Origin of the sequence: Pseudomonas guineae, assembly GCF_900113745.1 — a bacterium.
In the GTDB taxonomy this organism is placed as follows: Bacteria; Pseudomonadota; Gammaproteobacteria; order Pseudomonadales; family Pseudomonadaceae; genus Aquipseudomonas; species Aquipseudomonas guineae.
Genome location: NZ_FOQL01000002.1, coordinates 410893 through 433140, shown reverse-complemented (window position 1 = coordinate 433140; position 22248 = coordinate 410893). Strand labels below are relative to the sequence as shown.

General features: G+C 56.8%; 23 protein-coding genes and 4 tRNA genes. 20 read left to right on the top strand and 7 right to left on the bottom strand.

Annotated features, from left to right (window positions below):
• Positions 1-28: 28 nt before the first annotated feature.
• The 5 genes from lolA (at position 29) to cysG (ending at position 5265) form a co-directional block, all read left to right on the top strand.
• Positions 29-655, top strand: a complete 627-nt coding sequence (gene lolA / locus BMZ32_RS10730) for an outer membrane lipoprotein periplasmic chaperone LolA (protein ID WP_090241959.1) — start codon at positions 29-31, stop codon at positions 653-655.
• 32 nt (positions 656-687) lie between these two features.
• Positions 688-2013, top strand: coding sequence for a replication-associated recombination protein A (locus tag BMZ32_RS10725; protein ID WP_090241958.1), 1326 nt, complete (start codon positions 688-690; stop codon positions 2011-2013).
• On the top strand, positions 2010-2390 hold the full coding sequence (crcB, locus tag BMZ32_RS10720; RefSeq protein WP_090241957.1) for a fluoride efflux transporter CrcB: 381 nt from the start codon (positions 2010-2012) through the stop codon (positions 2388-2390). The genes BMZ32_RS10725 and crcB overlap by 4 nt, the downstream gene beginning before the upstream one ends.
• Before the next feature lie 126 nt (positions 2391-2516).
• Entirely contained in the window at positions 2517-3797 is a 1281-nt protein-coding gene (serS, locus tag BMZ32_RS10715; RefSeq protein WP_090241956.1) for a serine--tRNA ligase, read from the top strand.
• 73 nt (positions 3798-3870) lie between these two features.
• Positions 3871-5265: a siroheme synthase CysG gene (gene cysG, locus BMZ32_RS10710; protein ID WP_090241955.1), complete on the top strand. Its 1395-nt coding sequence runs from the start codon at positions 3871-3873 to the stop codon at positions 5263-5265.
• Positions 5266-5310: 45 nt separating this feature from the next.
• On the opposite strand, the gene BMZ32_RS10705 is transcribed toward cysG, so the two are convergent.
• From BMZ32_RS10705 to BMZ32_RS10675, 7 genes are all read right to left on the bottom strand, one after another.
• A complete protein-coding gene (locus BMZ32_RS10705; RefSeq protein ID WP_090241954.1) occupies positions 5311-6309 on the bottom strand; it encodes a glutathione S-transferase family protein in 999 nt (332 codons plus the stop codon).
• Between the two features lie 85 nt (positions 6310-6394).
• Positions 6395-7378, bottom strand: a complete 984-nt coding sequence (locus tag BMZ32_RS10700) for a glycosyl transferase family protein (RefSeq protein ID WP_090241953.1) — start codon at positions 7376-7378, stop codon at positions 6395-6397.
• Positions 7375-7710: a TusE/DsrC/DsvC family sulfur relay protein gene (locus BMZ32_RS10695; protein ID WP_090241952.1), complete on the bottom strand. Its 336-nt coding sequence runs from the start codon at positions 7708-7710 to the stop codon at positions 7375-7377. The genes BMZ32_RS10700 and BMZ32_RS10695 overlap by 4 nt, the downstream gene beginning before the upstream one ends.
• On the bottom strand, positions 7707-8006 hold the full coding sequence (tusB, locus tag BMZ32_RS10690; RefSeq protein WP_090241951.1) for a sulfurtransferase complex subunit TusB: 300 nt from the start codon (positions 8004-8006) through the stop codon (positions 7707-7709). The genes BMZ32_RS10695 and tusB overlap by 4 nt, the downstream gene beginning before the upstream one ends.
• A complete protein-coding gene (tusC, locus tag BMZ32_RS10685; protein WP_090241950.1) occupies positions 8006-8365 on the bottom strand; it encodes a sulfurtransferase complex subunit TusC in 360 nt (119 codons plus the stop codon). The genes tusB and tusC overlap by 1 nt, the downstream gene beginning before the upstream one ends.
• A 1-nt stretch (position 8366) precedes the next feature.
• Positions 8367-8759 carry a sulfurtransferase complex subunit TusD gene (gene tusD, locus BMZ32_RS10680; RefSeq protein ID WP_090241949.1) on the bottom strand — a complete coding sequence of 131 codons (393 nt, stop codon included), beginning with the start codon at positions 8757-8759 and terminating at the stop codon, positions 8367-8369.
• Between the two features lie 108 nt (positions 8760-8867).
• Positions 8868-9536, bottom strand: coding sequence for a Bax inhibitor-1/YccA family protein (locus BMZ32_RS10675; RefSeq protein WP_090241948.1), 669 nt, complete (start codon positions 9534-9536; stop codon positions 8868-8870).
• Positions 9537-9768: 232 nt separating this feature from the next.
• Between BMZ32_RS10675 and BMZ32_RS10670 the strand changes: the two genes are divergently transcribed.
• The 15 genes from BMZ32_RS10670 (at position 9769) to BMZ32_RS10600 (ending at position 22200) form a co-directional block, all read left to right on the top strand.
• Positions 9769-9859 (top strand) — tRNA-Ser (locus tag BMZ32_RS10670).
• Between the two features lie 338 nt (positions 9860-10197).
• A complete protein-coding gene (gene gacA / locus BMZ32_RS10665; protein WP_090241947.1) occupies positions 10198-10842 on the top strand; it encodes a response regulator transcription factor GacA in 645 nt (214 codons plus the stop codon).
• A complete protein-coding gene (gene uvrC / locus BMZ32_RS10660; protein ID WP_090241946.1) occupies positions 10829-12670 on the top strand; it encodes an excinuclease ABC subunit UvrC in 1842 nt (613 codons plus the stop codon). The genes gacA and uvrC overlap by 14 nt, the downstream gene beginning before the upstream one ends.
• Before the next feature lie 33 nt (positions 12671-12703).
• Positions 12704-13264 (top strand): CDP-diacylglycerol--glycerol-3-phosphate 3-phosphatidyltransferase, encoded by a 561-nt coding sequence (pgsA, locus tag BMZ32_RS10655; protein ID WP_090241945.1) that lies wholly within the window; start codon positions 12704-12706, stop codon positions 13262-13264.
• A gap of 67 nt (positions 13265-13331) precedes the next feature.
• Positions 13332-13407 (top strand) — tRNA-Gly (locus BMZ32_RS10650).
• A gap of 40 nt (positions 13408-13447) precedes the next feature.
• Positions 13448-13521, top strand: a tRNA-Cys gene (locus BMZ32_RS10645).
• Positions 13522-13633: 112 nt separating this feature from the next.
• Positions 13634-13720 (top strand) — tRNA-Leu (locus tag BMZ32_RS10640).
• A gap of 160 nt (positions 13721-13880) precedes the next feature.
• Positions 13881-15188, top strand: a complete 1308-nt coding sequence (locus tag BMZ32_RS10635; protein WP_090241944.1) for a tyrosine-type recombinase/integrase — start codon at positions 13881-13883, stop codon at positions 15186-15188.
• A 41-nt stretch (positions 15189-15229) separates the two neighbouring features.
• A complete protein-coding gene (locus BMZ32_RS10630; protein ID WP_090241943.1) occupies positions 15230-16030 on the top strand; it encodes a hypothetical protein in 801 nt (266 codons plus the stop codon).
• Positions 16031-16125: 95 nt separating this feature from the next.
• Positions 16126-16380: a helix-turn-helix transcriptional regulator gene (locus tag BMZ32_RS10625; protein WP_090241942.1), complete on the top strand. Its 255-nt coding sequence runs from the start codon at positions 16126-16128 to the stop codon at positions 16378-16380.
• Positions 16377-16733 carry a hypothetical protein gene (locus tag BMZ32_RS10620; RefSeq protein WP_090241941.1) on the top strand — a complete coding sequence of 119 codons (357 nt, stop codon included), beginning with the start codon at positions 16377-16379 and terminating at the stop codon, positions 16731-16733. Before BMZ32_RS10625 ends, BMZ32_RS10620 begins: the two co-directional genes overlap by 4 nt.
• 3 nt (positions 16734-16736) lie before the next feature.
• Complete coding sequence (locus BMZ32_RS10615) at positions 16737-17804, top strand: toprim domain-containing protein (RefSeq protein WP_090241940.1); 1068 nt, start codon at positions 16737-16739, stop codon at positions 17802-17804.
• Positions 17794-19704, top strand: coding sequence for a DUF927 domain-containing protein (locus BMZ32_RS10610; RefSeq protein ID WP_090242110.1), 1911 nt, complete (start codon positions 17794-17796; stop codon positions 19702-19704). The genes BMZ32_RS10615 and BMZ32_RS10610 overlap by 11 nt, the downstream gene beginning before the upstream one ends.
• Before the next feature lie 302 nt (positions 19705-20006).
• On the top strand, positions 20007-21239 hold the full coding sequence (locus BMZ32_RS10605) for a tyrosine-type recombinase/integrase (RefSeq protein WP_090241939.1): 1233 nt from the start codon (positions 20007-20009) through the stop codon (positions 21237-21239).
• Between the two features lie 340 nt (positions 21240-21579).
• A complete protein-coding gene (locus BMZ32_RS10600) occupies positions 21580-22200 on the top strand; it encodes a DUF2971 domain-containing protein (protein WP_090241938.1) in 621 nt (206 codons plus the stop codon).
• Positions 22201-22248: the final 48 nt, after the last annotated feature.

The window sequence follows — 22248 nt, the reverse complement described above, 5'->3', positions numbered from 1 at the left end:
ACCTTGCCCTGAATTGATAAGGAGTCCCATGCGCCTGATTCGCATGCTGTTGCTGACCGTATTGAGCTTTACCAGTGTTGCCGCCGTAGCTGATGATGAAGTCGCGGTACAGCGTTTGACCGTATTACTTAACCAGGCGCAAACCATTACTGCGCGCTTTTCCCAGCTGACCCTGGATGGCGGCGGCACTCAGCTGCAGGAAACCTCAGGCCAACTTGTGCTCAAGCGCCCTGGCCTGTTTCGCTGGCACACCGATGCTCCGATGGAGCAACTGTTGGTCTCTAACGGTGAGAAAGTCTGGTTGTATGACCCAGACCTACAACAAGTAACCATCCAGACCCTCGATCAGCGTCTGACTCATACCCCGGCGCTGCTGCTATCGGGTGACGTCTCGAAGATCCGTGAGAACTTCGAAATTAGCCACAAAGAAGGCGGCAATGTGGTCGACTTCATTCTTAAGCCAAAATCCAAAGACACCCTGTTTGACAGCCTGCGCTTGTCGTTCCGTAATAGCGTACTTAACGACATGCAGCTGATCGACAGCATCGGTCAGCGCACCAACATTCTTTTCCTCAACGTGAAAATGAATGAGCCACAAGACAACGCGCAGTTCACCTTCGAGATTCCGGCCGGCGCGGACGTGATTCAAGAGTAAATAGCTCAAGAGCGAGAGGCGTTACCCCGATCATGGATCTGTTTCGCAAGGCGTCTGTCGCTCAGCCGCTCGCCGCTCGCCTGCGCGCAGCGAGCTTGGATGAGTATGTTGGGCAGGAGCATTTGCTCGCCCGTGGTAAGCCCTTGCGTGAGGCGTTGGAGCAGGGTGCGCTGCACTCGATGATCTTCTGGGGTCCGCCGGGCGTGGGCAAGACCACTCTGGCGCGTTTGTTAGCACAGGTGTCTGACGCGCATTTTGAAACGATTTCCGCCGTGCTGTCTGGGGTTAAGGAAATTCGTCAGGCCGTGGAAGTCGCCCAGCAACATGCGGCGCAATATGGTCGGCAAACCATCCTGTTTGTCGATGAAGTGCACCGCTTCAACAAATCGCAGCAAGATGCTTTCCTGCCCTATGTCGAAGACGGCACGCTGATCTTTATTGGCGCGACCACGGAAAATCCCTCGTTCGAGCTGAACAACGCCTTGCTCTCACGTGCCCGTGTGTACGTGCTGAAAAGTCTCGATGAGACCGCCCTGCGCAAGCTGGTTGATCGCGCCTTAAGTGACCCGAAGGGACTCGGTGAGCGCCAATTAAGCTTGCCTGAGGAGAGCTTTAAGATCCTCCAAGCCGCCGCCGATGGTGACGGTCGGCGCCTGCTCAACTTTCTGGAAAACGCTGCCGACCTCGCCGAAGACGGCAGCGAGATCGGCAGCGCGTTATTGCTCAATTTACTGGGTGATACTCAACGCCGCTTCGATAAAGGCGGCGAAGCCTTTTATGACCAGATTTCCGCCTTGCACAAGTCCGTGCGTGGCTCCAGCCCAGACGGTGCGCTGTATTGGTTTGCGCGCATGCTCGATGGCGGCTGCGACCCGCTGTACATCGCCCGTCGCGTGGTACGCATGGCCAGTGAGGACATCGGCAATGCGGACCCGCGGGCACTGACGCTCTGTCTGAATGCCTGGGATGTGCAAGAACGTTTGGGTAGTCCTGAGGGCGAGCTGGCCGTAGCCCAGGCGATTATCTATCTAGCCTGTGCACCGAAAAGTAACGCGGTCTATAACGCCTTCAACGCAGCCAAGCGCGATGCGGCTGAGCATGGCTCGCAAGAGGTGCCGCTGCACCTGCGCAACGCGCCCACCAAATTGATGAAGCAGTTAGGCTACGGCGACGAATACCGCTATGCCCACGATGAGCCTGATGCCTATGCCGCTGGTGAGGATTATTTCCCCGAGGCATTCGAACCACGTGAGTACTACCAGCCCGTGCCACGCGGCTTGGAGCTTAAAATTCGCGACAAGCTGCAGCACTTGAAAAGTCAGGACCGTAACAGTCCTCGTCAACGGAGAAAAACATGATTCGCATGGCCTTGGCCGTTGCCCTAGGCGGTGCGGTGGGTTCAGTGCTGCGTTTTCTGACCGCTAGCTGGGTTGCCTCCCACTGGCCGCGGCACTTTTACCTGGGCACCTTCACCGTCAATATCGTCGGTTGCCTACTGATCGGTCTGTTCTCCGGCTTGCTGCTGCTGCGTACCGACCTGCCGATCGAGTTGCGCGGTGGCCTGGTCATTGGTCTGCTCGGGGGCTTCACGACCTTTTCGTCATTCAGTCTTGAGTTGCTCAAGCTGTTTGAAGGCGGTCGCCTCAATGAAGCGCTCGCTTACCTGTTGTGCAGCATCCTCGGCGGTGTCCTTGCGGTCTGGGCAGGTTTTGTTCTGGCTCGTCTAAGCCATTAAACCCGCTCTGTTAGCCGCCGCCGGCCCCCTGAAGTGGCACCAAACCCGGGTAAGGCCTTAAACTGCGCGACATTGCGCGTCATGGCCACGGCCATGCAAACCCTTGTGATGTGTTGAGACCAGAACATGCTCGATTCCAAACTCGTTCGTACCCAGCTCCATGAAGTGGCCGAGCGCCTTGCTACCCGAGGCTTTGTCCTCGATGTTGCACGCTTCGAAGCACTCGAAGCCCAGCGTAAAACGGTGCAGACCCGCACCGAGCAGCTGCAGGCCGAGCGTAACAGTCGTTCCAAATCCATTGGTCAGGCCAAGCAACGCGGCGAAGATATTACGCCGCTGCTGGCCGAAGTGGACCAAATGGGCAGCGATCTGGAGGAGGGTAAGCGTGAGCTTGATACCATTCAAAGTGAACTCGATATCCTGCTGCTAAATATCCCCAACCTGCCGCACGAATCGGTGCCGGTCGGTGCAGATGAAGAGGGCAACGTTGAGGTGTCGCGCTGGGGTACGCCGTGTAGCTTCGACTTCCCGATTCAGGATCATGTTGCCTTAGGCGAGCAACACGGCTGGCTAGACTTTGAAACTGCCGCCAAACTCTCCGGCGCCCGCTTCGCCTTGCTGCGCGGGCCTATCGCTCGCATGCACCGTGCCCTTGCACAATTTATGATCAATCTGCACACCGGCGAACATGGCTACGAAGAAGCCTATACGCCCTATCTGGTGCAGGCGCCGGCATTGCATGGCACTGGCCAGCTGCCAAAATTCGAAGAGGACCTGTTCAAAATTAGCCGCGAAGGCGAAGCGGATCTGTACTTGATACCAACCGCTGAGGTGTCGCTGACCAATATAGTTGCGGGCGAAATTCTCGACCCTAAGCAGCTGCCACTGAAATTCGTCGCACATACCCCCTGCTTTCGCAGCGAGGCCGGCGCATCTGGCCGCGATACCCGTGGGATGATCCGCCAGCATCAGTTCGACAAAGTCGAGATGGTGCAGATCGTCGAGCCGAGTCAGTCTTTCGACGCTCTTGAAGGCCTGACCGCCAATGCCGAGCGCGTGTTGCAGCTGCTTGAGCTGCCTTACCGTAAGTTGGCCCTGTGTACCGGTGACATGGGTTTCAGCGCGGTGAAAACCTACGACCTCGAAGTCTGGGTGCCGAGCCAGGATAAGTACCGTGAGATTTCTTCCTGCTCCAACTGCGGTGACTTCCAGGCGCGTCGTATGCAGGCGCGTTATCGCAACCCGGAAACGGGCAAACCAGAACTGCTGCACACCCTCAACGGCTCAGGCCTGGCGGTGGGTCGTACCCTGGTGGCTGTGCTGGAAAATTACCAGCAGGCCGATGGCAGCATTCGTGTGCCAGGCGTACTGAAACCTTATATGGGCGGCATCGAAATCATCGGTTAATCCAGATTTCTGTCACCTGCAACGGGGCGGCCAATGCCGCCTCGTTTTGTTTACCCGATTGAGAGCGCGCGTCATGGATTTTCTGCCCCTGTTTCACAAACTGCAGGATCGCCTGGTACTGGTGGTCGGTGGCGGTGAAGTCGCCGTGCGTAAGGCGCGCTTACTCAGTGATGCCGGCGCCAAGCTGCGGGTAGTGGCCCCCGAGATACGGGATGAGTTGCGCGAAATGGCCTTAGCCAGACATGGCGAGGTGTTGCTGCGCGATTATCAGTCGATCGACCTGCAAGGGGTGACGCTGATCATTGCTGCGACGGACGACGAGCCACTGAACGCGCACATTTCGGCCGAGGCCCAAGCGCTGGGTATTCCGGTCAATGTGGTGGACGCGCCGAAGCTCTGCAGTGTTATTTTCCCAGCCATCGTCGACCGCTCGCCGTTAATCGTGGCGATTACCAGCGGCGGCGATGCGCCAGTTCTAGCGCGACTCATACGGGCCAAAATAGAAACATGGATTCCCGCGACTTATGGCCAATTAGCCGGCCTAGCGAAGCGTTTTCGTGCCCAGGTCAAAGGGCTTTTCCCTGATGTGCAACAGCGCCGAGTGTTCTGGGAAGACGTCTTCCAAGGTCAAGTGGCTGAAAGCGTATTCGCGGGTAAACTGCAGGAAGGTGAGCGCCTGCTGGAAGAGAAAATTGCCGGGATTGCCCCACGCGCGTTGGGTGAGGTATATCTGGTTGGCGCCGGGCCGGGCGATCCTGATCTACTGACCTTCCGTGCCTTGCGCCTGATGCAGCAGGCCGATGTGGTGTTGTATGACCGCCTAGTCGCCCCGGCGATCATCGAGCTGTGCCGCCGCGATGCCGAGCGTATCTATGTTGGCAAGCAGCGCGCTGAGCATGCACTGCCGCAGGATCAAATTAACCAACGCCTCGTCACGTTGGCTAAAGAAGGTAAGCGGGTGTTGCGCCTGAAGGGTGGCGATCCGTTTATTTTTGGTCGTGGTGGCGAAGAGATTGAAGAGCTGGCCGCCCACGGCATACCGTTTCAAGTGGTTCCCGGCATCACCGCGGCTTCAGGCTGCGCCGCCTATGCGGGCATTCCGCTGACCCACCGCGATCATGCGCAGTCGGTGCGTTTTGTCACCGGGCACCTGAAAGATGGCAGCAGTAATTTGCCTTGGCACGAACTCACCTCTTCCAGCCAGACCCTGGTGTTCTATATGGGGTTGGTGGGTCTGCCGATGATTTGCCAGCAACTGATTGCCCATGGCCGCGCTGCAACAACTCCAGCGGCATTGATCCAGCAGGGCACTACACAGAACCAGAGAGTGTTTACCGGCACATTGGCTAACCTGGCTGAATTGGTCGCTGAGCACGACGTGCGTGCGCCAACCCTGGTTATAGTCGGTGGTGTGGTGCAGCTGCGCGAAAAGCTCGCATGGTTTGAAGACGCCACTGGTCGGGATTGAGTTTTGGCAGCTGCCTGGGTCCCTTCATCAGGGCCCCAGCTACTATCAGCGTTGGTAAATGCCCTTGCCAGGCAAGCGCTCACGGTCGTGCGACCGTTCCAAAAGTAACGATGGCCCCTTAGGGATTACACCGGTCGGGTTAATCGTGGCGTGGCTGGCGTAGTAGTGACTTTTGATGTGAGTGAAGTCCACGGTCTTGGCAACCCCTGGCCACTGGTACAGCTCGCGCAACCAGTTGGACAGGTTAGGGTAGTCCTCCAGCAGGCGCAGGTTGCATTTGAAGTGACCGTGGTAAACCGCATCGAAGCGAATCAAGCTGGTGAACAGGCGTATATCTGCTTCAGTCAGATGCTCGCCAGCTAAATAGCGACGGCTGCCTAGGCTTGCATCTAGGCTATCCAGAGTCGCGAACAGTTCATCAAAGGCTTCTTCATAAGCGGCCTGGCACGTGGCAAAACCAGCACGATAGACACCGTTGTTGATGGCGGGGTAGATGCGGTCATTCAAGGCGTCGATCTGCTTGCGCAGGTGCTCTGGGTAAAAGTCCAGGCGATTATCGGTTAGCTCATCGAAGGCGCCGTTGAGCATGCGAATGATCTCGGCCGACTCGTTACTGACGATGCACTCGCGCTGTGTGTCCCATAACAGGGGGACGGTGACCCGCCCCGTGTAGTGCGCATCGTCGACTTTGTAGCGCTGATGTAGGTAGGTTAGGTCGTTAAGGGCATCACCGCTGGCACCGTGCTTAGCGTCGAAGGTCCAGCCATGATCGCGCATCAGCCAACTGACCACCGACACGCCAATTAGCGGTTGTAGGTTTTTGAGCTCGCGCAGGATCAGCGTGCGATGTGCCCAAGGGCAGGCAAGCGAGACATACAGATGATAGCGCCCGGGTTCGGCAGCAAAACCACCTTCGCCGCTGGGGCCGGGTGCACCGTCGGCGGTGATCCAGTGGCGGTGCTGTGCCTCTTCACGCTGGAAGCGCCCGGAATCACCGGTGTCGTACCACTGGTCTCGCCATTGTCCATCTATTAGCAGGCCCATAAGCTGGCTCCTTTATGTCGTGAAGGTACCAGCCTAACGACCTGCGCTGTATGGATAAGTGCAAAAAAACACGCAGACCTATCGGTCAAATCGATGAGTTTCGTTTGCCCCAGTAGTGCTCTGCTTCTACGAAGGCGTCGTCACGGCTACGTCCCAGGCCACGCAGCGCTAAGGCCATGGTGCTGATAACCGCAAGTTGACCGTAAGCATCTGTCACTTCGGCGCGCCAGAACGCAGCTAGATACTGCGGTTCTAGCGCTGAGGGTTTGACATGTCGCTGCGCAGAAAGCGCTGGCCAGTCCTCATCCCAGTTGGCGCCATTGGCTGTGCCATAAAAGTGGCTGGCTGCATCCGGGTTAACCTCGATTTCACCCCCTTCACCCTTGATCACCACCGCCGTATCCCCTAGTAACTGGCTGGCTTCGCGGTGCACTGCCTGGTAACCAGGATGGAAAATGCTTTGCAAGCCGCAACGGGCATTAAGTGGGTTAAGAATGCGTGTCAACGAATGAATGGGTGAGCGCAGACCGAGGATATTGCGCAGGTCGATCATCCGTTGCAGTTGCGGCATCCAATCGCCCAGCGGGATAAACGCCAGCTGATGCTGATTCAGTGCCTGCTCGACACTGCCCCAGCTGCGGCATAGTGGAATGTTCAGAGTATCGAGTAGCTGTTCACTGTACAGGCGCCCGGCAGTATGGGGGCCACCTCCATGCAACAGTATGCGAATGCCACTGTTGGCGAGGGCCTTGGCCGCCAGCAGAAACCAGGGTAGGTGGCGTTTCTTACCGGCATAGCTTGGCCAGTCCAGATCCACCTGTATCGCCGGCGCCTGCAATCGTGCACGAACTGCTTCAGCAAACCCGGCCATTTCCTCGGCGCTCTCTTCCTTGTGCCGTAATAGCATCAGAAAGGCGCCCAGTTGGCTTTCTTCAGCCTGCCCATCGAGCAGCATGCCCATGGCTTCGCGAGCTTCCTCGCGGGTCAGGTTGCGCGCGCCGCGCTTGCCTTTGCCAAGAATGCGCACAAATTGAGCGAAGAGGTGTTCGGGCGGGGTAACGAGATTCATAGGCAATTGGTCGGCTTGGGCAGGCCCGCCAGTTTGGCGGCGAGTTTGGCGGGAGCGCCATTGAACAACCGGTTGAGATTGAGGCTATTACCTTTCTCTGGGCCGAGTTTACTGGCAACAAATTTCACCAGTGGGCGATTGGCGGGGGACAGCTGGAACTCGTCATAAAAACTACGAACCAGCTGCAAAATTTCCCAGTGTTCGGCGCTCAGGCTGAGCCCTTCGCGTTGCGCCAAGGCCTGCGCAGTCTCTTCAGACCAATCAGTTAATTCGACCAGGTAGCCGTCTTTATCCAACGGTAGCTCACGGCCCTCAACATGCAGCAGGTTCATAGCCAGGTGTTCACTTTGTCGTACTGGCAGCTGAGCGCAACAAAACCGCAGTAATCCACCTGGGTAAGGCGTGCGGGAAGATCAAGCCCTCTGGCCTGTACATCTTCATCCAGGGCAAACAGCGCAGTGCTTTCTGGCATCAGTTCAAGCGCCTGGCGTTGTACGCTGCCAGCCTGCAAGGCGTAAACCGCATCGCCGCACAGCAGTAATGCATCCTGGCTGCCGAGAATACGCAGGCAACTGCCTAGGCGGCTGTCGGTAAAGGGGGAGTGTGAGAGCACATGCAAAGTAGCCATCAGAGCGTAATCACCTGGTCATATCGGTCAATCAGAGCGGTTAGCGCGGTATCGTTTAGCAGCTCGACTGCGAGACTGCTGGATGACTGGTGTAAGCCACGCTCCTCTAGGCTGCGCTGCGAAACATACAACGCCTCCACACCAAACATCGGCAAAGCTTGCAGATTGGCGCTGAGATCTTTCTGCTGCAGGCTGGCAGGTTGTTGCGCGCCGCTCAGTTGAAACACGCCATCATCGAGAAACAGCATGCCAACAGGCAGATCAAAAGCGCCGCCTGCCAGGGCAATATCCAATGCTTCGCGAGCAGAGGGGCCTGACCAAGGAGCCTGACGGCTGATAATCAACAGTGACTTACTCATCTCATGGCCCTCCAAAGCACACTAAACGATCGGCTAATTGCGTCGCCTCGTGCAGTTGGCCGAGACCGGAAAGCTCCCAAGGAAGGTTCAAGTTAGCGGCGGAGCGTGTGTAACGCTGCGCTTCCTCCGCATTAAGTACGCCACGGCGCAGTGCTGCCGCGATACACACCACGCCATCCAAGTGCTGCGCTTGCACGAACTCACGCCACTCACCCGGCAGGTCCAGTTCATCCTGTGCACAGACCACATTACTCGATGCACTATGGACTCCGTCTTGATAGAAAAACAGGCGCACGATCTGGTGACCGCCCGCCACTGCAGCCTCGGCAAAGCGCAAGGCACGACGTGATGACGGTGCGTGGGGCGGTGAGAAAAGGGCGATGGCGAACTTCATAACAAACCTGGCGAATCAATTTGCCGAAATGATAATGCCTGCGTCGCCAAGATGCGCGGACAGCAGGCATAAAAAAGCCCGCCGAAGCGGGCTTTCAAGGCAGCGGGATCAGTCGTTGCTGCTCATGATGCCGAAAATCTGCAGCAGACTGATGAACAGGTTGTAGATCGATACATATAGGCTGATGGTCGCCATGATGTAGTTACGCTCGCCACCATGAATGATGGCGCTGGTCTGGAACAGGATGCAGGCCGAGGAAAACAGTACGAAACCCGCGCTGATTGCCAGTTGCAGGCCGCTGATCTGGAAGAAGAAGCCTGCCACCATTGCACCCAGCAAAACAAAAAAGCCTGCAGTGATAAAGCCACTGAGAAAGCTCATGTCCTTACGGGTGGTCAACACATAGGCCGACAGACCGCAGAACACCAATGCTGTCATGGCAAAGGCGGAGCTGACGACTTCTGCGCCGTTGGCCATGCCCATGTAGCGATTAAGGATAGGGCCGAGGGTGTAGCCCATGAAACCAGTCAGGGCGAGGGTCGAAACCAGACCCCAAGACGAGTTGCGCAATTTGGCTGTGAGGAAGAACAGGCCATAGAAGCCGATCAGCACCACAAAGATATTCGGGTAAGGCACATTGGCGCGCTGCGCGATGTAGGCCACAAGGCCACTGAAGGCCAGCGTGATGGCCAACAGACCATAAGTGTTGCGCAAAACGCGGCTTACTTCTTGCTGCTCAACCTGTGTGTGGTCAAGTGCATAATTGTGTTCGTTCATGGCGACACTCCTGAAAAGGCTGATGGTTCCGTGACCAAAGTCATGCCGATCATAGCAGAGGGAGTTAAAGAGCCAACACGCAGAGTTTGACAGCGTGTTGCGTTCGGGTAAGATTGCCGCCCGCAAATGGCAGAAATATGGCACTTGCGCCTGAGTGAAGGTTTTAATGATGATTGGGAGGAAGGTTCTTCTGATTAGCTTTTAATTAAATGCTCTCGTTCAGTGCAAAATCGGAGGGTTGGCAGAGCGGTTGAATGCACCGGTCTTGAAAACCGGCGAACGTTAGTAGCGTTCCCAGGGTTCGAATCCCTGGCCCTCCACCAAACAAGTGGAAAAGAGCCTAGGCAAAACCTAGGCTCTTTTTTTTGCCTGGTAACTCTCGTCAAGTAAGCGTTAGCGTGTTCTCTAGATTGCCGCGGAGCTTGAGTATTCTAATGCTGGGGTGGGCGGGATTTTGCTGGCTCTGGGTAGATGCACTCCAGTAGGATTGAGCGGGCTCTTAGCCGGGTGACACCTTTGCCTAGCAGCTAATTGACTTACATGTGCATGGTCATATTGACGCTTGCGTTTTGACGGTTATCCGCCAAGCTGCGTCTTAGTAAACGATCTGTTTTCCAACTTCGCCTGCTGTTATCCGCAGCTGGTACGACTGGGGTGATGCTTGATCAGGGTACTCGTTGTTGATGACCATGACCTGGTGCGTACTGGTATTACCCGCATGCTGGCTGACATCGCCGGATTGCAGGTGGTTGGCCAAGCCGAGTCCGGCGAAGAATCCCTTACGAAAGCCCGTGAGTTAAAGCCCGACGTTGTCCTGATGGACATTAAAATGCCTGGCATCGGTGGTTTAGAAGCCACCCGCAAGCTGATTCGTAGCCATCCTGACCTAAAAATTGTCGCCGTAACGGCCTGCGAAGAAGATCCGTTCCCCACGCGCTTACTGCAAGCTGGCGCGGCTGGCTATCTGACCAAAGGCGCAGCGCTCGAAGAAATGGTCCAGGCTATTCGCATGGTCTTCGGTGGTCAGCGCTACATCAGTCCGCAGATTGCTCAGCAACTAGCATTCAAGTCGTTTCAACCGCAGGCTAGCAATTCGCCATTTGATTTGCTGTCTGAGCGTGAAATCCAGATTGCACTGATGATCGCGGGCTGCCAGAAAGTGCAGGTAATCTCTGACAAGCTATGCCTGTCACCAAAAACCGTAAACACCTATCGCTATCGCATTTTCGAAAAGCTGTCGATTACCAGCGATGTAGAGCTGGCTCTTCTGGCTGTGCGCCACGGCATGATTGATGCCAGCAACTGACGTCGCCGACGCGCCTTTCGATTCCAGCGCGTTTCTCTCTACCTGCAGCGGTCGCCCAGGCGTATACCGCATGTTCGATGCGCACGCCAAACTGCTGTATGTCGGCAAGGCCAAGAACCTTAAAAAGCGCTTGGCCAGTTACTTTCGCCAAAGCGGTCTGGCGCCTAAGACAGCCGCGCTGGTAGGTAAGATTGCTCAAGTTGAAACCACCATCACCGCCAACGAAACCGAAGCGTTACTGCTTGAGCAGACGCTTATCAAGGAATGGCGACCGCCGTACAACATTCTGCTGCGCGACGATAAATCCTATCCCTATGTATTTCTCTCCGATGGGGCCTTCCCGCGCCTGAGCATTCATCGTGGTGCGAAAAAGCAGAAGGGCCGTTACTTTGGCCCTTATCCCAGTGCCGGCGCTATTCGCGAAAGTCTCAACCTGCTGCAGAAGACTTTTTTTGTGCGCCAGTGTGAGGACAGCTTCTATAAGAACCGCACGCGACCCTGCCTGCAGTACCAGATCAAGCGTTGTAAAGCCCCCTGTGTTGGCTTGGTAGAGCCTGGCGAGTATGCCGATGACGTTCGCCATTCGATGATGTTTCTTGAGGGGCGCAGCAATGCCCTAACCGACGAACTTTCTACGGCAATGCAGGCTGCCGCTACGACACTCGACTTTGAGCGTGCTGCCGGATTGCGTGACCAAATCTCGCTGCTGCGCCGGGTCCAAGATCAGCAAAGCATGGAGGGCGGCGCCGGGGATGTGGATGTCGTGGCCGCCATGGTCAATCCAGGCGGCGCGTGCGTGCATTTAATCAGCGTGCGTGGCGGCCGGGTGCTTGGCAGCAAGAACTTCTACCCGCAGGTAGCCATTGAGGAGGAGAGCAGCAGTGTGTTGCTGGCTTTTCTCGCGCAGTACTACTTGAGCAGCCAGGAGCGCGATCTGCCGAGCGAGCTGATCGTCAATGCTCAGCACGAAGACTTCCCTATCTTGATCGCCGCGATCGATGAGCTGCGCGGCCGTGAACTGAGTATCAGCTATCGGGTGCGTGGCATTCGTGCGCGCTGGCAGCAGCTTGCCGTGACCAATGCTGAACAAGCCCTGGCAGCGCGCCTGGCTAATCGACAGCATGTTGCCGCGCGCTTTGATGCCCTGGCGCAAGCCTTGGATATGGATGAAGTGCCGCAGCGCCTAGAGTGCTTCGATATAAGCCACTCCAGCGGTGAGGCGACCGTTGCCTCCTGTGTCGTTTTCGGCCCGGAAGGCCCGATCAAGTCTGACTATCGCCGTTACAACATTGAAGGCGTGACGCCTGGCGATGACTACGCCGCGATGCATCAAGCTTTGATGCGGCGCTTCAGCAAAATCAAGGATGGCGAGGGCAAGCTGCCGGATATCCTGCTGGTCGATGGTGGCAAGGGCCAGCTAGCGATGGCGCGCGAAGTACTCGAAGAGCTGGCAATACCTGATCTGATTCTACTCGGCGTGGCCAAAGGTGCGACCCGTAAACCGGGCCTGGAAACCCTGTACCTTAATGATGCTGCGCATGAATTTACCCTGCCGGGAAACTCACCTGCCCTGCACCTGATTCAACAGATCCGCGATGAGTCGCACCGCTTTGCCATTACCGGGCATCGCGCCCGCCGCGATAAAACCCGTCGCACATCAACACTTGAGGAGGTTGCTGGGGTTGGCCCTAAGCGCCGCCGCGAATTGCTCAACCATTTTGGTGGTCTGCAGGAGTTGTCACGTGCCAGCATCGAAGAAATCGCCAAAGCACCTGGAATCAGTAAAAAACTCGCCGAGTCGATTTATGCCGCACTGCACAGTGAGTAGAATGCCGGCTCTCTTTACCGCTAAGTTGTGCCAATGAATATCCCCAACCTGCTTACCGTGCTCCGCGTACTGCTAATACCGGTATTTATTGTGCTGTTTTACCTTCCCTTCAGTTGGAGCTATTGGGCTGCCAGTGCGATGTTCTCAATCGCGGCAGCCACTGATTGGCTCGATGGTTACCTGGCGCGCCGCTGGGAGCAGAGCACACCGTTTGGCGCGTTCCTCGATCCAGTTGCCGACAAACTGATGGTGGCCGTGGCCCTAGTCCTTCTAGTGGACGAACACTCCAATCTTTGGCTGACGCTGCCGGCAGCGATCATCATCGGCCGTGAAATCGTGGTGTCGGCGCTGCGTGAGTGGATGGCAGAGCTAGGCGCGCGCGCGCATGTGGCCGTATCCAAACTGGCTAAATGGAAAACTGCCGCACAAATGGTCGCACTGGTGATTCTGCTGGCCAATCCACCGGCATTCACCGCTTGGGTTGTACTGGGCTATGGGCTGTTACTCATTGCCGCTGTATTGACCTTGTGGTCGATGGCGCAGTACCTGTTGGCTGCGTGGCCCCACCTGCGAATCACCTCCGAGAAGAAATAAGCTTTTTTGAATCAAGGGGTTGACGGCAAGCTGCGAAGCTATAGAATGTCGCCCGTCAGTACGACAAGCGGGAATAGCTCAGTTGGTAGAGCACGACCTTGCCAAGGTCGGGGTCGCGAGTTCGAGTCTCGTTTCCCGCTCCAGTTTTAACGGAACGTTTATACGGCCCGTGTTTAGGTTCAAGGCTGAGTAGCAGAGTGGTTATGCACCGGATTGCAAATCCGTGAACGCCGGTTCGATTCCGACCTCAGCCTCCAATTAGAAGAGCCTCGTAGATCACTGATTTACGAGGCTTTTTCATTTAAGGTTGAAACCTTGCGAGGCGCGCAAGGGCTGTATATAGTCCTAGCCACGCAATGCAGCGCTACCGCCCGAATGGCGAAATCGGTAGACGCAAGGGACTTAAAATCCCTCGAGGGTAACCTCGTGCCGGTTCGATTCCGGCTTCGGGCACCATGTACATGATTTCAGATGTTCCTGTATGAACCTGAAACCCACTAAAACCGGCACTCTTGCCGGTTTTTTTGTGCCCGTATGTTTTTGAATGATCCTGTACAGCTCCGCATTTTAGGGATACGTTTAGGGATATGTTTGGTTCGACAAGGAACGTATCCCTATGGCGCGCACTGTCACCCCTCTGACAGACCCGAAATGCGAGGCCGCCAGGCCACGCGAAAAGGACTACAAGCTATTTGATGGCCAAGGCTTGTACCTGTTGGTTAAACCTACGGGCGTGAAGTCCTGGCGATTCAAATACACCAAGCCCGACGGCCGTGGCGGCTTGACCGCATTTGGTAATTACCCGGCGCTGACGCTCAAGGGGGCCAGGGCGCGGCGAGCAGATGCATTGGAATTGCTAGCTAACGGGCTTGACCCTGTCGAGCAAGCACGCCAAGTGAAGATTGATGAGGCCGCAGCTGGCACAAATACTTTCGAGGCTGTGGCGCGAGACTGGCATGCCAGGATGGGCAAGTGGTCGAAAGACCATGCGGCTAGGGTGCTGAAAGAGATTGAGGCTGACCTTTTTCCAGTACTTGGCAAACGCTTGGTATCTGAGCTGAAAACGCGTGACCTACTGGCAGCCCTCAAAATTGTTGAGAAGCGAGGGGCGCTTGATCTGGTTGGTCGCTTGCGCCAGCGCATCGTCGGCATCATGCGCGTTGCTGTTCAGCAGAACCTGATTGAGTTCAATCCGGCATTGGACTTGATAGGTGGCACTGTTAGCCCCAAAACCAAGCATCGACCCGCGCTGCCGCTGGATCGATTGCCGGAGCTGATAGGGCGCATTGAGGCTGATGGCGGACGACCGCTAACGCGACTGGCAACCATGCTGACGCTGCTGGTTTTCGTCCGCTCCAGTGAGTTGCGTTTTGCCCGCTGGCCTGAGTTCGATTTGAATCGGGCTATCTGGACAATGCCTGGCGAGCGTACCGAGATTGAAGGGGTCAAGCGTTCGCACCGTGGTGCCAAGATGGGAACGCCCCATTTGGTGCCGTTGTCCCGTCAGGCTTTAGCCGTAATAGAGCAGGTGCAACACCTTACCGGGCGGTTTGATTTGGTTTTTGCGGGCGATCATTACCATCACAAACCCATGAGCGAGAACACAGTAAACAAGGCGCTACGCCGCATGGGATACGACACCAAAACCGAAATATGTGGCCATGGTTTCCGCTCGATGGCTTGTAGTGCTTTGGTTGAATCAAGCCTTTGGACGCGGGACGCAGTAGAGCGGCAGATGAGCCACCAAGAGCGGAATGGTGTGAGGGCTGCCTACATTCACAAGGCCGAGCACATCGAAGAGCGCCGGCTGATGATGCAGTGGTGGGCTGACTATCTGGATGCCAACCGTGAGCGGCATGTGACGCCGTATGACTTCGCTAACCGCAGCGGGGCAAATGTCGTACCGCTAAGCAAGCGCGCCTGATAGCTCAACTACCAAAACAATGCGGAAGCATAGGGATTCGTATGGCAATTAAGCCCCTGAAACTGAAGCAGTACATATCTGAAGAAGAAGCCGCACAATTGCTCACGTTGCTGATTGGCGAGGAAGTAAGCGGCGATGACATGGCGGAATATGCTCGCTCCGGGGTGGTTCCTGCCTACATAGAGTTTGCCCCAGCGGACGGGCAAGAATACCCCGGGGAGGGCTTTTATTTACTAGCCAGAGAAGATGAGAACGACCCACATTTGCTGAAAGTGCCTTTCGGTTGCGATTGGTGGCAGGACGTTCTCCCGTACCCCTTACCAAGTGACGGGAGGTTGGTAGATAGCTATGGCACAGAATGGAAAGCGCTGATAGCAAATGCCGACGGTTACCTTGAGCCCGCATCGGGCGAGCGCTATGCGAGGATTTATGCCCCTCAAGAAATCTGCCAAGTAGCACAAATCTTGAATGATCCAACCGCTTGCCCCGAATGGCCGGCCGTTATTCATTCGCACGGCCCTAGCTGGACTTACTCAGATGATGAGTCTGATGAAAATGGGCCTCTTCACTTCATAAGCCCTTATGACGACGCCCTTGGCTACCAAATTCAAGCCATCAAAAGAGCGCGCGGTGAGCTACCAGAACCGGGAAAAGGAAAGCGACGTATCAACTGGCAGCTAATTGTCGCAGGTCTGCGTGAGTTGCTTGGGCCTGAGTGGCAGAAGCAGGAAGCTATTGCGGCTGCAATTGGAGAGCGTGGGTGGAAAGGCGCACGGAAAGATGATGTAAAACACGCACTACGAGAAGCAAACAGGGAGGCGAAGGAGGAACTGGATAAGTAGTTTCCTTTGCAATGCAAACAAACGCTTTGCATTGCTATGACAGCGATGAATCGGATGCATAACTTGGCAAGCCTCAACCGTATGGAGGCAAGCGAATGCACCCGAGCACCACACAATCAAGTAAGGGGCTGATCCGTCAGCCCGCCCTCTGCCAATGGCTGGACGTGACCCGCTCTGGCCTCGCCAAGCTCAAGGCGAAAGACCTGACCTTCCCTAAACCCATCAAGGACGGCGACGCCCGCCAGGCAGCGGCCTATTACGTCGTGTCCGAAATTGAAGCCTGGCTGCAATCCAAGATTGCCGATCGGGATAAGCACCAAACTGACAGCTCCGAGGGCACCAACCAATGAGTGCTCCTAACTTCTGGCAAGAACTGTTCACCTTCCCCGCACGCTCCGCCGCCGACAACCTACCTGAGCAGGCCAGCCGCCTTGAATGGTTAGCCTGTATTGCCGAGTGCCAGGGCGAGCGATTGAGCGCGGGCATCACGGCCATCAGCGAACTGCTGGAAAGTGCCGCAAATTCCAACCGAGTTGATGACGGCGCGGCCGTGGATGTTTGCTTGATGCTGTTGGCTTTGTCTGGGCTATCCGCTCAGCTGGCGGCAGTTAGCTGTAACGCAAATAACGAACTGGCCAACATCCGCGCCGCAATGAATCACAGCACTGCAACGCCCCATCAGTCACCCGTAAGCCAGGACTAACCCATGACCTATTTTCAACAGCGCCGCGAGGCGTTGCCGGGATCGGCTTGCCTGAAGAAAACTCGAATAGTCGAGGATATACGTGCGGTGGCCGCCGTCGCCTTGCAGCATGCCGCTGCATTGGTGCCTGAACTGCTACCCGAAGGCACTCGCAAGGGCAGCGAATGGCATGCCCGTAACCCCACGCGAGCTGACCGCCAGGCCGGGAGCTTTTCAGTTTCTCTGCTAGACGGCCGCTGGCATGACTTTGCATGTGGTGACGGCGGGGGCGACTTGGTATCGCTGGCCGCCTATCTGGTAGGCGTGAATCAGGCCGACGCCGCGTGCGATTTAGCCCACCGCCTGGGGCTGCGTCTCGACGCGCTGGATGGGCGGCAGAACGCTGGCGATAGTCATGACGACGGACAGCGTCGACGGTTTGCAGCGGCAAGGTTGGAAGCCGAACAGCGCACCGCCCGTGAGGCCGAGCAGAAACGTCACAAGCAAAAGGCAGCGGCTGAGTTTGCTGGCCGACTTTGGCAAAACAGCCCTGCCGCCGACCCCGCACACGCTTACCTTACCGCCAAGCGATTGCCGCCCCTCGGACTGCGTCAGCATCGAGGCGAATTGCTTGTGCCACTGATCAACGTTGCAGGCGATCTGGTGAACCTGCAACGAATCGGCCCGGACAGCAGCAAGCGCTTTCTATTCGGCGGCCAGGTGCTCGGGGCGTTTCACCTGCTGGGCAATATTGAGCCAGGGCGGCGCTTGTATGTCTGCGAAGGCTGGGCGACTGGGGCCACGCTGTTTGAGCACTACGACGGGGTCGACGGTGTGGCCTGCGCGATGAATGCCGGCAACTTGCGAGCGGTGGCTCTGGCCCTGCGCGCTAAGTACGGCAGCCTTGTTGATCTAGTGATTGCAGGCGACGACGACCGATGCAGCGGCGACAACCCCGGTCGCACTGCCGCCGACTCCGCTGCACTGCTGACTAGTGCCATGGTGGTTTTCCCTGAGTGGCCGCAAGGCGGGCCCCTGGAACTGTCCGATTTCAATGACCTGCATTGCTGGGAAGCTGGCCATGAGCGCTAAGCCAAGCTCGACTGAGCCGGTAGAGGCGTTCGGGGCCGCCGGCCAGGGCGAAGCGAAACCCAGCGGCAAGCGACCGGCCAAGCCTGCTAGCAAGCCGGCCAAGCGCAAAGCCAAGGTCAAACACCCCACGGTCACACCTGCACGGCCGAGTTGGGCAACTTATGCCGCCTGGGTGCAGACCCGCCAGGGCCATATTCTTGCGCCAGGGCTGTATTTCCACGGTATCCGCGACGATGCCGAAACCGACACGCTGATTTGTTCGCCGCTGGAAGTGCTGGCCATCACCTGTGATGAGCGCGGGGAGAACTTCGGTCGCCTGCTGCGCCTGCAACCCAAAGGGGCTAGTCACTGGCGCGAGTGGGCGGCCCCGATGGAGATGCTTGCCGGCGACGGTGCCGAGCTGCGCGCGGTACTGCTCAACCTGGGCGCGACCATCCCGCACAAGCAGCGGCAAGCGTTGATGGACTACCTCATGAATAGCAGCCCAGACCGCCAGGCTATGGCTGCGACGCGCACCGGCTGGCATGGCCCGGAGCTGTTCGTAATGCCCCGCCGGGTTATCGGTGGGGGCGACGTGGTGTTTCAGTCAACTGAAGCCGGTGGCCATGAATATGCGACCGCTGGAGAGCTGGCCGGCTGGCAAAGCGAAGTAGCGGCCCGCTGCCTGGGTAATCCCGTGCTGATTCTGGCCGTGTGTGCAGCCCTGGCAGGGCCGTTACTGGCTCTGCTGGATGCCGACGGCGGTGGTTTCCACCTGCTGGGCGACAGTTCCAGCGGTAAAAGTATTGCCCTGGCCGTGGCTGCCAGCGTGTGGGGGAAACCGCGCGATTTCCTGCGTACATGGAACGCCACCAGCACCGGGCTTGAGGGTGTGGCCACGCTGCGCAATGACACCCTGCTAGTGCTCGATGAGATTGGCGAGGCCAAACCCCAGGACGTGGGCGGCATTATCTATGCCTTGGGTAACGGCACCGGGCGGCAACGCGGAAAGGTCTCCGGTTTGCCGCGCGAGGTGCAGAAATGGCGCGTCATGGTGCTGTCCAGTGGCGAGCTGACCATGGGCAAGCACATGGAAAGCGCCGGCATGCGCAGCAAAGCCGGGCAGGAATTGCGCCTACTGGATGTGCCAGCCTATCGCCGTTATGGCGCTTACGATGAGTTGCACGGCCTGGGGCTGGCACACACCGCCAGCAGCGAGGATGGGCGCAAGGGAGCCGGTCGTGCCTTCGCTGACACTCTCAAGCGCGCTACGGCCAAACATTACGGTCAACTGGGGCCAGCCTTTGTTGCTCAGCTTGTGGAGCGTACCCAGGCAGCAGCCATGGCAGAGCAAACGGCCGCCGACCTTGAGACTGCTTTCGCCGATGCGCGTGTGAGTTTTCCGGTCGGCACCGGGCAAGAGGCGCGCGCCGTGTCGCGCTTTGCCATAGCCGCATTAGCCGGAGAAATGGCCTCCCAATCCAAACTATTGCCCTGGCCTCCCGGCACCGCGCTCGCTGCCATGGTTGAGCTCTTCAACGCCTGGGCTGCTTTCCGTGGCCGTGGTCAGTCCGAAGACGCCAAAATTCTGCGCGCGGTGTCCACCTTTATCGACCGGCACGCATCCCGCTTCGCCAATGTCGACGGCTCCGATTCGCTGGTGGTGCATGACCGCGCCGGTTGGTATCGCCCCCATGGCGATGGCCGCCTGTATCTATTTACCCCTCAAGCCCTGGCGGACGCTGCCCAAGGTTTCGACACCAAGCGCGTGCTGGCGTGCCTGGATAGCGCCGGGGCAATTGCCGAGCGCGACAACGACCGCGATGGTCGCCTAACCAAGCGTGTGCGCATCAAGGGGGAGGGCGTCGCCCGTGCCTACGTGATCAATCCTGCTGCCTTACTGGCCGCCACGGAGGAATAGGCCGTGCGGTATCAGGCATTTGAAAAGGATCAATCACGGGTCACACCGGGAACAGGCTTACAGGCCCAGCAATGCTGGGCTGCCGAGGCCGATTTAGCTGGGTCACAGACCGGGAACACGCCGGGAACAATGGGTAACAGAACCAATAGGTTTTGTTCCCGGTGTTCCCGGTTAGAAAAGTTACCGGGAACAGCTACAGCCCTCGCCATTACTGGTTGTTCCCCATGTTCCCGGTGTGACCCAGGGCAGCAACAGAACCAACAAGCGACATCAACGTTTTAAACGGCCTTGGAGGCTATGCAATGGGAAAAACTCTTACAGTCCGACTAACTGGGGCTGCGATCAGGAACGCAGCAGCCAGCACTGAAATTACTGAGCTTAAAGACCCGCGCTTCCCCGTGCGATTTCGCTACAAGAAGGACAGAGCCGAGGGTAGCTATTACGTTGTCACGTACCGTGGAGGTAAAGCGAAATGGCACAAGGCCGCTAATTATCCAACTGTAAAAGCTCCAGAGTTTCTAGCTGCGCTGCCCAAAATCCAGCATCGGCTGGAGCTGGAGCATAAGGCCGCCGGGCTTTCCTCTTGCGGCTGGCAAACAGCGGGTAATTTACTGGCGTGGTACAGCGAGCGCATCAACGCAGACGGTAGACTGAGCAAACATCGAAAGGCATCGACCTTGTCGGTATTACGTTGTCATCTGATTCCCTGCATTGGCTCACTGCTCTTGTCTGAGCTGAACCACGCGAATATAGATACTCTCCTGATTTGGCCGCTTCAGGCGCGTTACAGTCTTTCGCATGTTCGTCTTGTTTTTAGCATCCTCAAGGTTGCGGTAAAGCGTGCTCACGAACTGCGCCTTCTGAATAGCAACTTACTAGCGGGCATTATCTTTACCCATTTCATAAAGGTCAGAATTGCGCCTAAGGGGTCAAGGTTGCGTCCTTCTGATGCAGACCTTCTCTTAGCCCAATGGGCTGTCCAGTTTGCTGACCTACGCGAATCTGTTGCTATGGCAACTTTAATGCTTGCGCATGGCACACGCATTGGAGAAACGCGCCAGGCAAAGTGGAGGCATTTCGACCTCACTGAGCAGATGTGGCATATACCTGCAAATGACACTAAGACGAAAAGGGAACACACGTTGCCGCTTAGCGCCCAGGCTTGCGCCTTCTTGAAACGTTATCGACTCAGCCAGGTCAAGGCGGGATACGAGGGAGCCTACTTGTTCCCGGGTCCCAAAGGCCTTCCCATTAGCGAAAAGCAGGCGCACAGCGCTTTTGCCTGCATATCCGATGGCGAATGGACAAGCCATGATCTCAGGAAACTAGCGAGGACAGCTTGGACTGACCTAGGAGTGGATTATTTAATCGGCGAATTGCTGTTAAACCATGCCCTGAAGTCTCTGGATGTAGCCTATATCCATACAACTGCCACCGCGTTAAAACGTGATGCGCTGGAGCGGTGGCACGCCTGGCTCGATGAACGCGGGTTTGGTGCCCTGCATAGTCAGGAGGTCAGCGCCGCCAAGATATGAGCAAGACAGACGGACACCAGCCTTGCTTGGAACCCCTTACCTATTCAGGGCTTGGTGCCATCTGAGGAATTGATTAGAGGGGAGTAGGTTTTATACGCCAGCAAATCGCACGATGTACGGTCTTTGTGCTGGGCGAGAAACTTCGCCTCGAATGAGCGTTAGTTTGCACTCCTCCTAGCTGGTTATTTTCGATCGACCAGACCACCAACTTGCACACAGGATGGTCGCATCCACAAGTTTACCGACTGACCGGAAACAGCTCGAAGCAACCGGTCAAGGCGATCAGGAAAACGGAGCAACACTCTAGACCCTGGGGAGTTGGAGAGTTTTCAACCCGCTCATGTGGGCTCACTATGCCGATCAGCACCAGGGTTTCGTGATTGGCTACGACGTCTCTGGCCCATTCCTCAATTCCCCAGCCTACAACTTGATCACTGTTGATTCGGGGGATGTGCTGTACACCAATACTAAGACTCCGTTCGCGCTAAACCCAGAAAGTATGGAGGCTTTGCTGGGCGTGTATCAGCAAGCTTTTGGTTTTGAGGGGGCGGCCGATCAAGCCCTGGCGCGACGTCTGTTACTGACCAAACATGCCAGCTGGGTTTACGAGGAAGAAGTCAGGGTCGTCAAGAAAGTGGTCGACTGGACACAGAGCGTGCAAGACGGCCAGGCTGACCCACTTCGCTCCTACTACAAGCTCAACCGGAACCTTGAGCCACATGAGGTTTCCGGAGGCGACTTTAAACCTGGTTATTATGTCGCACCGCTTAACGACAACACCCGTGAGCTGTATTTGTTCGACCATAAGGTGCCAATCAGCGAGATCTACCTTGGAGCCCGTAGCACCTATGAGGAAGACCCCGCATTTGCAGAGCTGTTCCAGCCTGGGCGTAAGGTGTTCAAGCTGGATGTAAACCAATCCTCTTGGAGTTTTGAGCAGCGGGAGCTTTTATCGCAATAGAACGGTAGCGGTAGTGGTACACGATTCTTGGAGGACGGCTCTGACTAA

Bases quoted from the DNA above. Each gene is read 5' to 3' on its own strand.
- uvrC (WP_090241946.1), top strand. From the start codon at position 10,829: ATGCCAGCAACTGACGTCGCCGACGCGCCTTTCGATTCCAGCGCGTTT.
- BMZ32_RS10620 (WP_090241941.1), top strand. From the start codon at position 16,377: ATGAGTGCTCCTAACTTCTGGCAAGAACTGTTCACCTTCCCCGCACGC.
- BMZ32_RS10700 (WP_090241953.1), bottom strand. From the start codon at position 7,378: ATGAATCTCGTTACCCCGCCCGAACACCTCTTCGCTCAATTTGTGCGC.
- crcB (WP_090241957.1), top strand. From the start codon at position 2,010: ATGATTCGCATGGCCTTGGCCGTTGCCCTAGGCGGTGCGGTGGGTTCA.
- BMZ32_RS10705 (WP_090241954.1), bottom strand. From the start codon at position 6,309: ATGGGCCTGCTAATAGATGGACAATGGCGAGACCAGTGGTACGACACC.
- BMZ32_RS10610 (WP_090242110.1), top strand. From the start codon at position 17,794: ATGAGCGCTAAGCCAAGCTCGACTGAGCCGGTAGAGGCGTTCGGGGCC.
- pgsA (WP_090241945.1), top strand. From the start codon at position 12,704: ATGAATATCCCCAACCTGCTTACCGTGCTCCGCGTACTGCTAATACCG.
- lolA (WP_090241959.1), top strand. From the start codon at position 29: ATGCGCCTGATTCGCATGCTGTTGCTGACCGTATTGAGCTTTACCAGT.
- tusC (WP_090241950.1), bottom strand. From the start codon at position 8,365: ATGAGTAAGTCACTGTTGATTATCAGCCGTCAGGCTCCTTGGTCAGGC.
- BMZ32_RS10615 (WP_090241940.1), top strand. From the start codon at position 16,737: ATGACCTATTTTCAACAGCGCCGCGAGGCGTTGCCGGGATCGGCTTGC.
- tusD (WP_090241949.1), bottom strand. From the start codon at position 8,759: ATGAAGTTCGCCATCGCCCTTTTCTCACCGCCCCACGCACCGTCATCA.
- BMZ32_RS10695 (WP_090241952.1), bottom strand. From the start codon at position 7,710: ATGAACCTGCTGCATGTTGAGGGCCGTGAGCTACCGTTGGATAAAGAC.
- BMZ32_RS10605 (WP_090241939.1), top strand. From the start codon at position 20,007: ATGGGAAAAACTCTTACAGTCCGACTAACTGGGGCTGCGATCAGGAAC.
- BMZ32_RS10635 (WP_090241944.1), top strand. From the start codon at position 13,881: ATGGCGCGCACTGTCACCCCTCTGACAGACCCGAAATGCGAGGCCGCC.
- BMZ32_RS10630 (WP_090241943.1), top strand. From the start codon at position 15,230: ATGGCAATTAAGCCCCTGAAACTGAAGCAGTACATATCTGAAGAAGAA.
- BMZ32_RS10725 (WP_090241958.1), top strand. From the start codon at position 688: ATGGATCTGTTTCGCAAGGCGTCTGTCGCTCAGCCGCTCGCCGCTCGC.
- serS (WP_090241956.1), top strand. From the start codon at position 2,517: ATGCTCGATTCCAAACTCGTTCGTACCCAGCTCCATGAAGTGGCCGAG.
- BMZ32_RS10675 (WP_090241948.1), bottom strand. From the start codon at position 9,536: ATGAACGAACACAATTATGCACTTGACCACACACAGGTTGAGCAGCAA.
- BMZ32_RS10600 (WP_090241938.1), top strand. From the start codon at position 21,580: ATGTGGGCTCACTATGCCGATCAGCACCAGGGTTTCGTGATTGGCTAC.
- tusB (WP_090241951.1), bottom strand. From the start codon at position 8,006: ATGGCTACTTTGCATGTGCTCTCACACTCCCCCTTTACCGACAGCCGC.
- cysG (WP_090241955.1), top strand. From the start codon at position 3,871: ATGGATTTTCTGCCCCTGTTTCACAAACTGCAGGATCGCCTGGTACTG.
- BMZ32_RS10625 (WP_090241942.1), top strand. From the start codon at position 16,126: ATGCACCCGAGCACCACACAATCAAGTAAGGGGCTGATCCGTCAGCCC.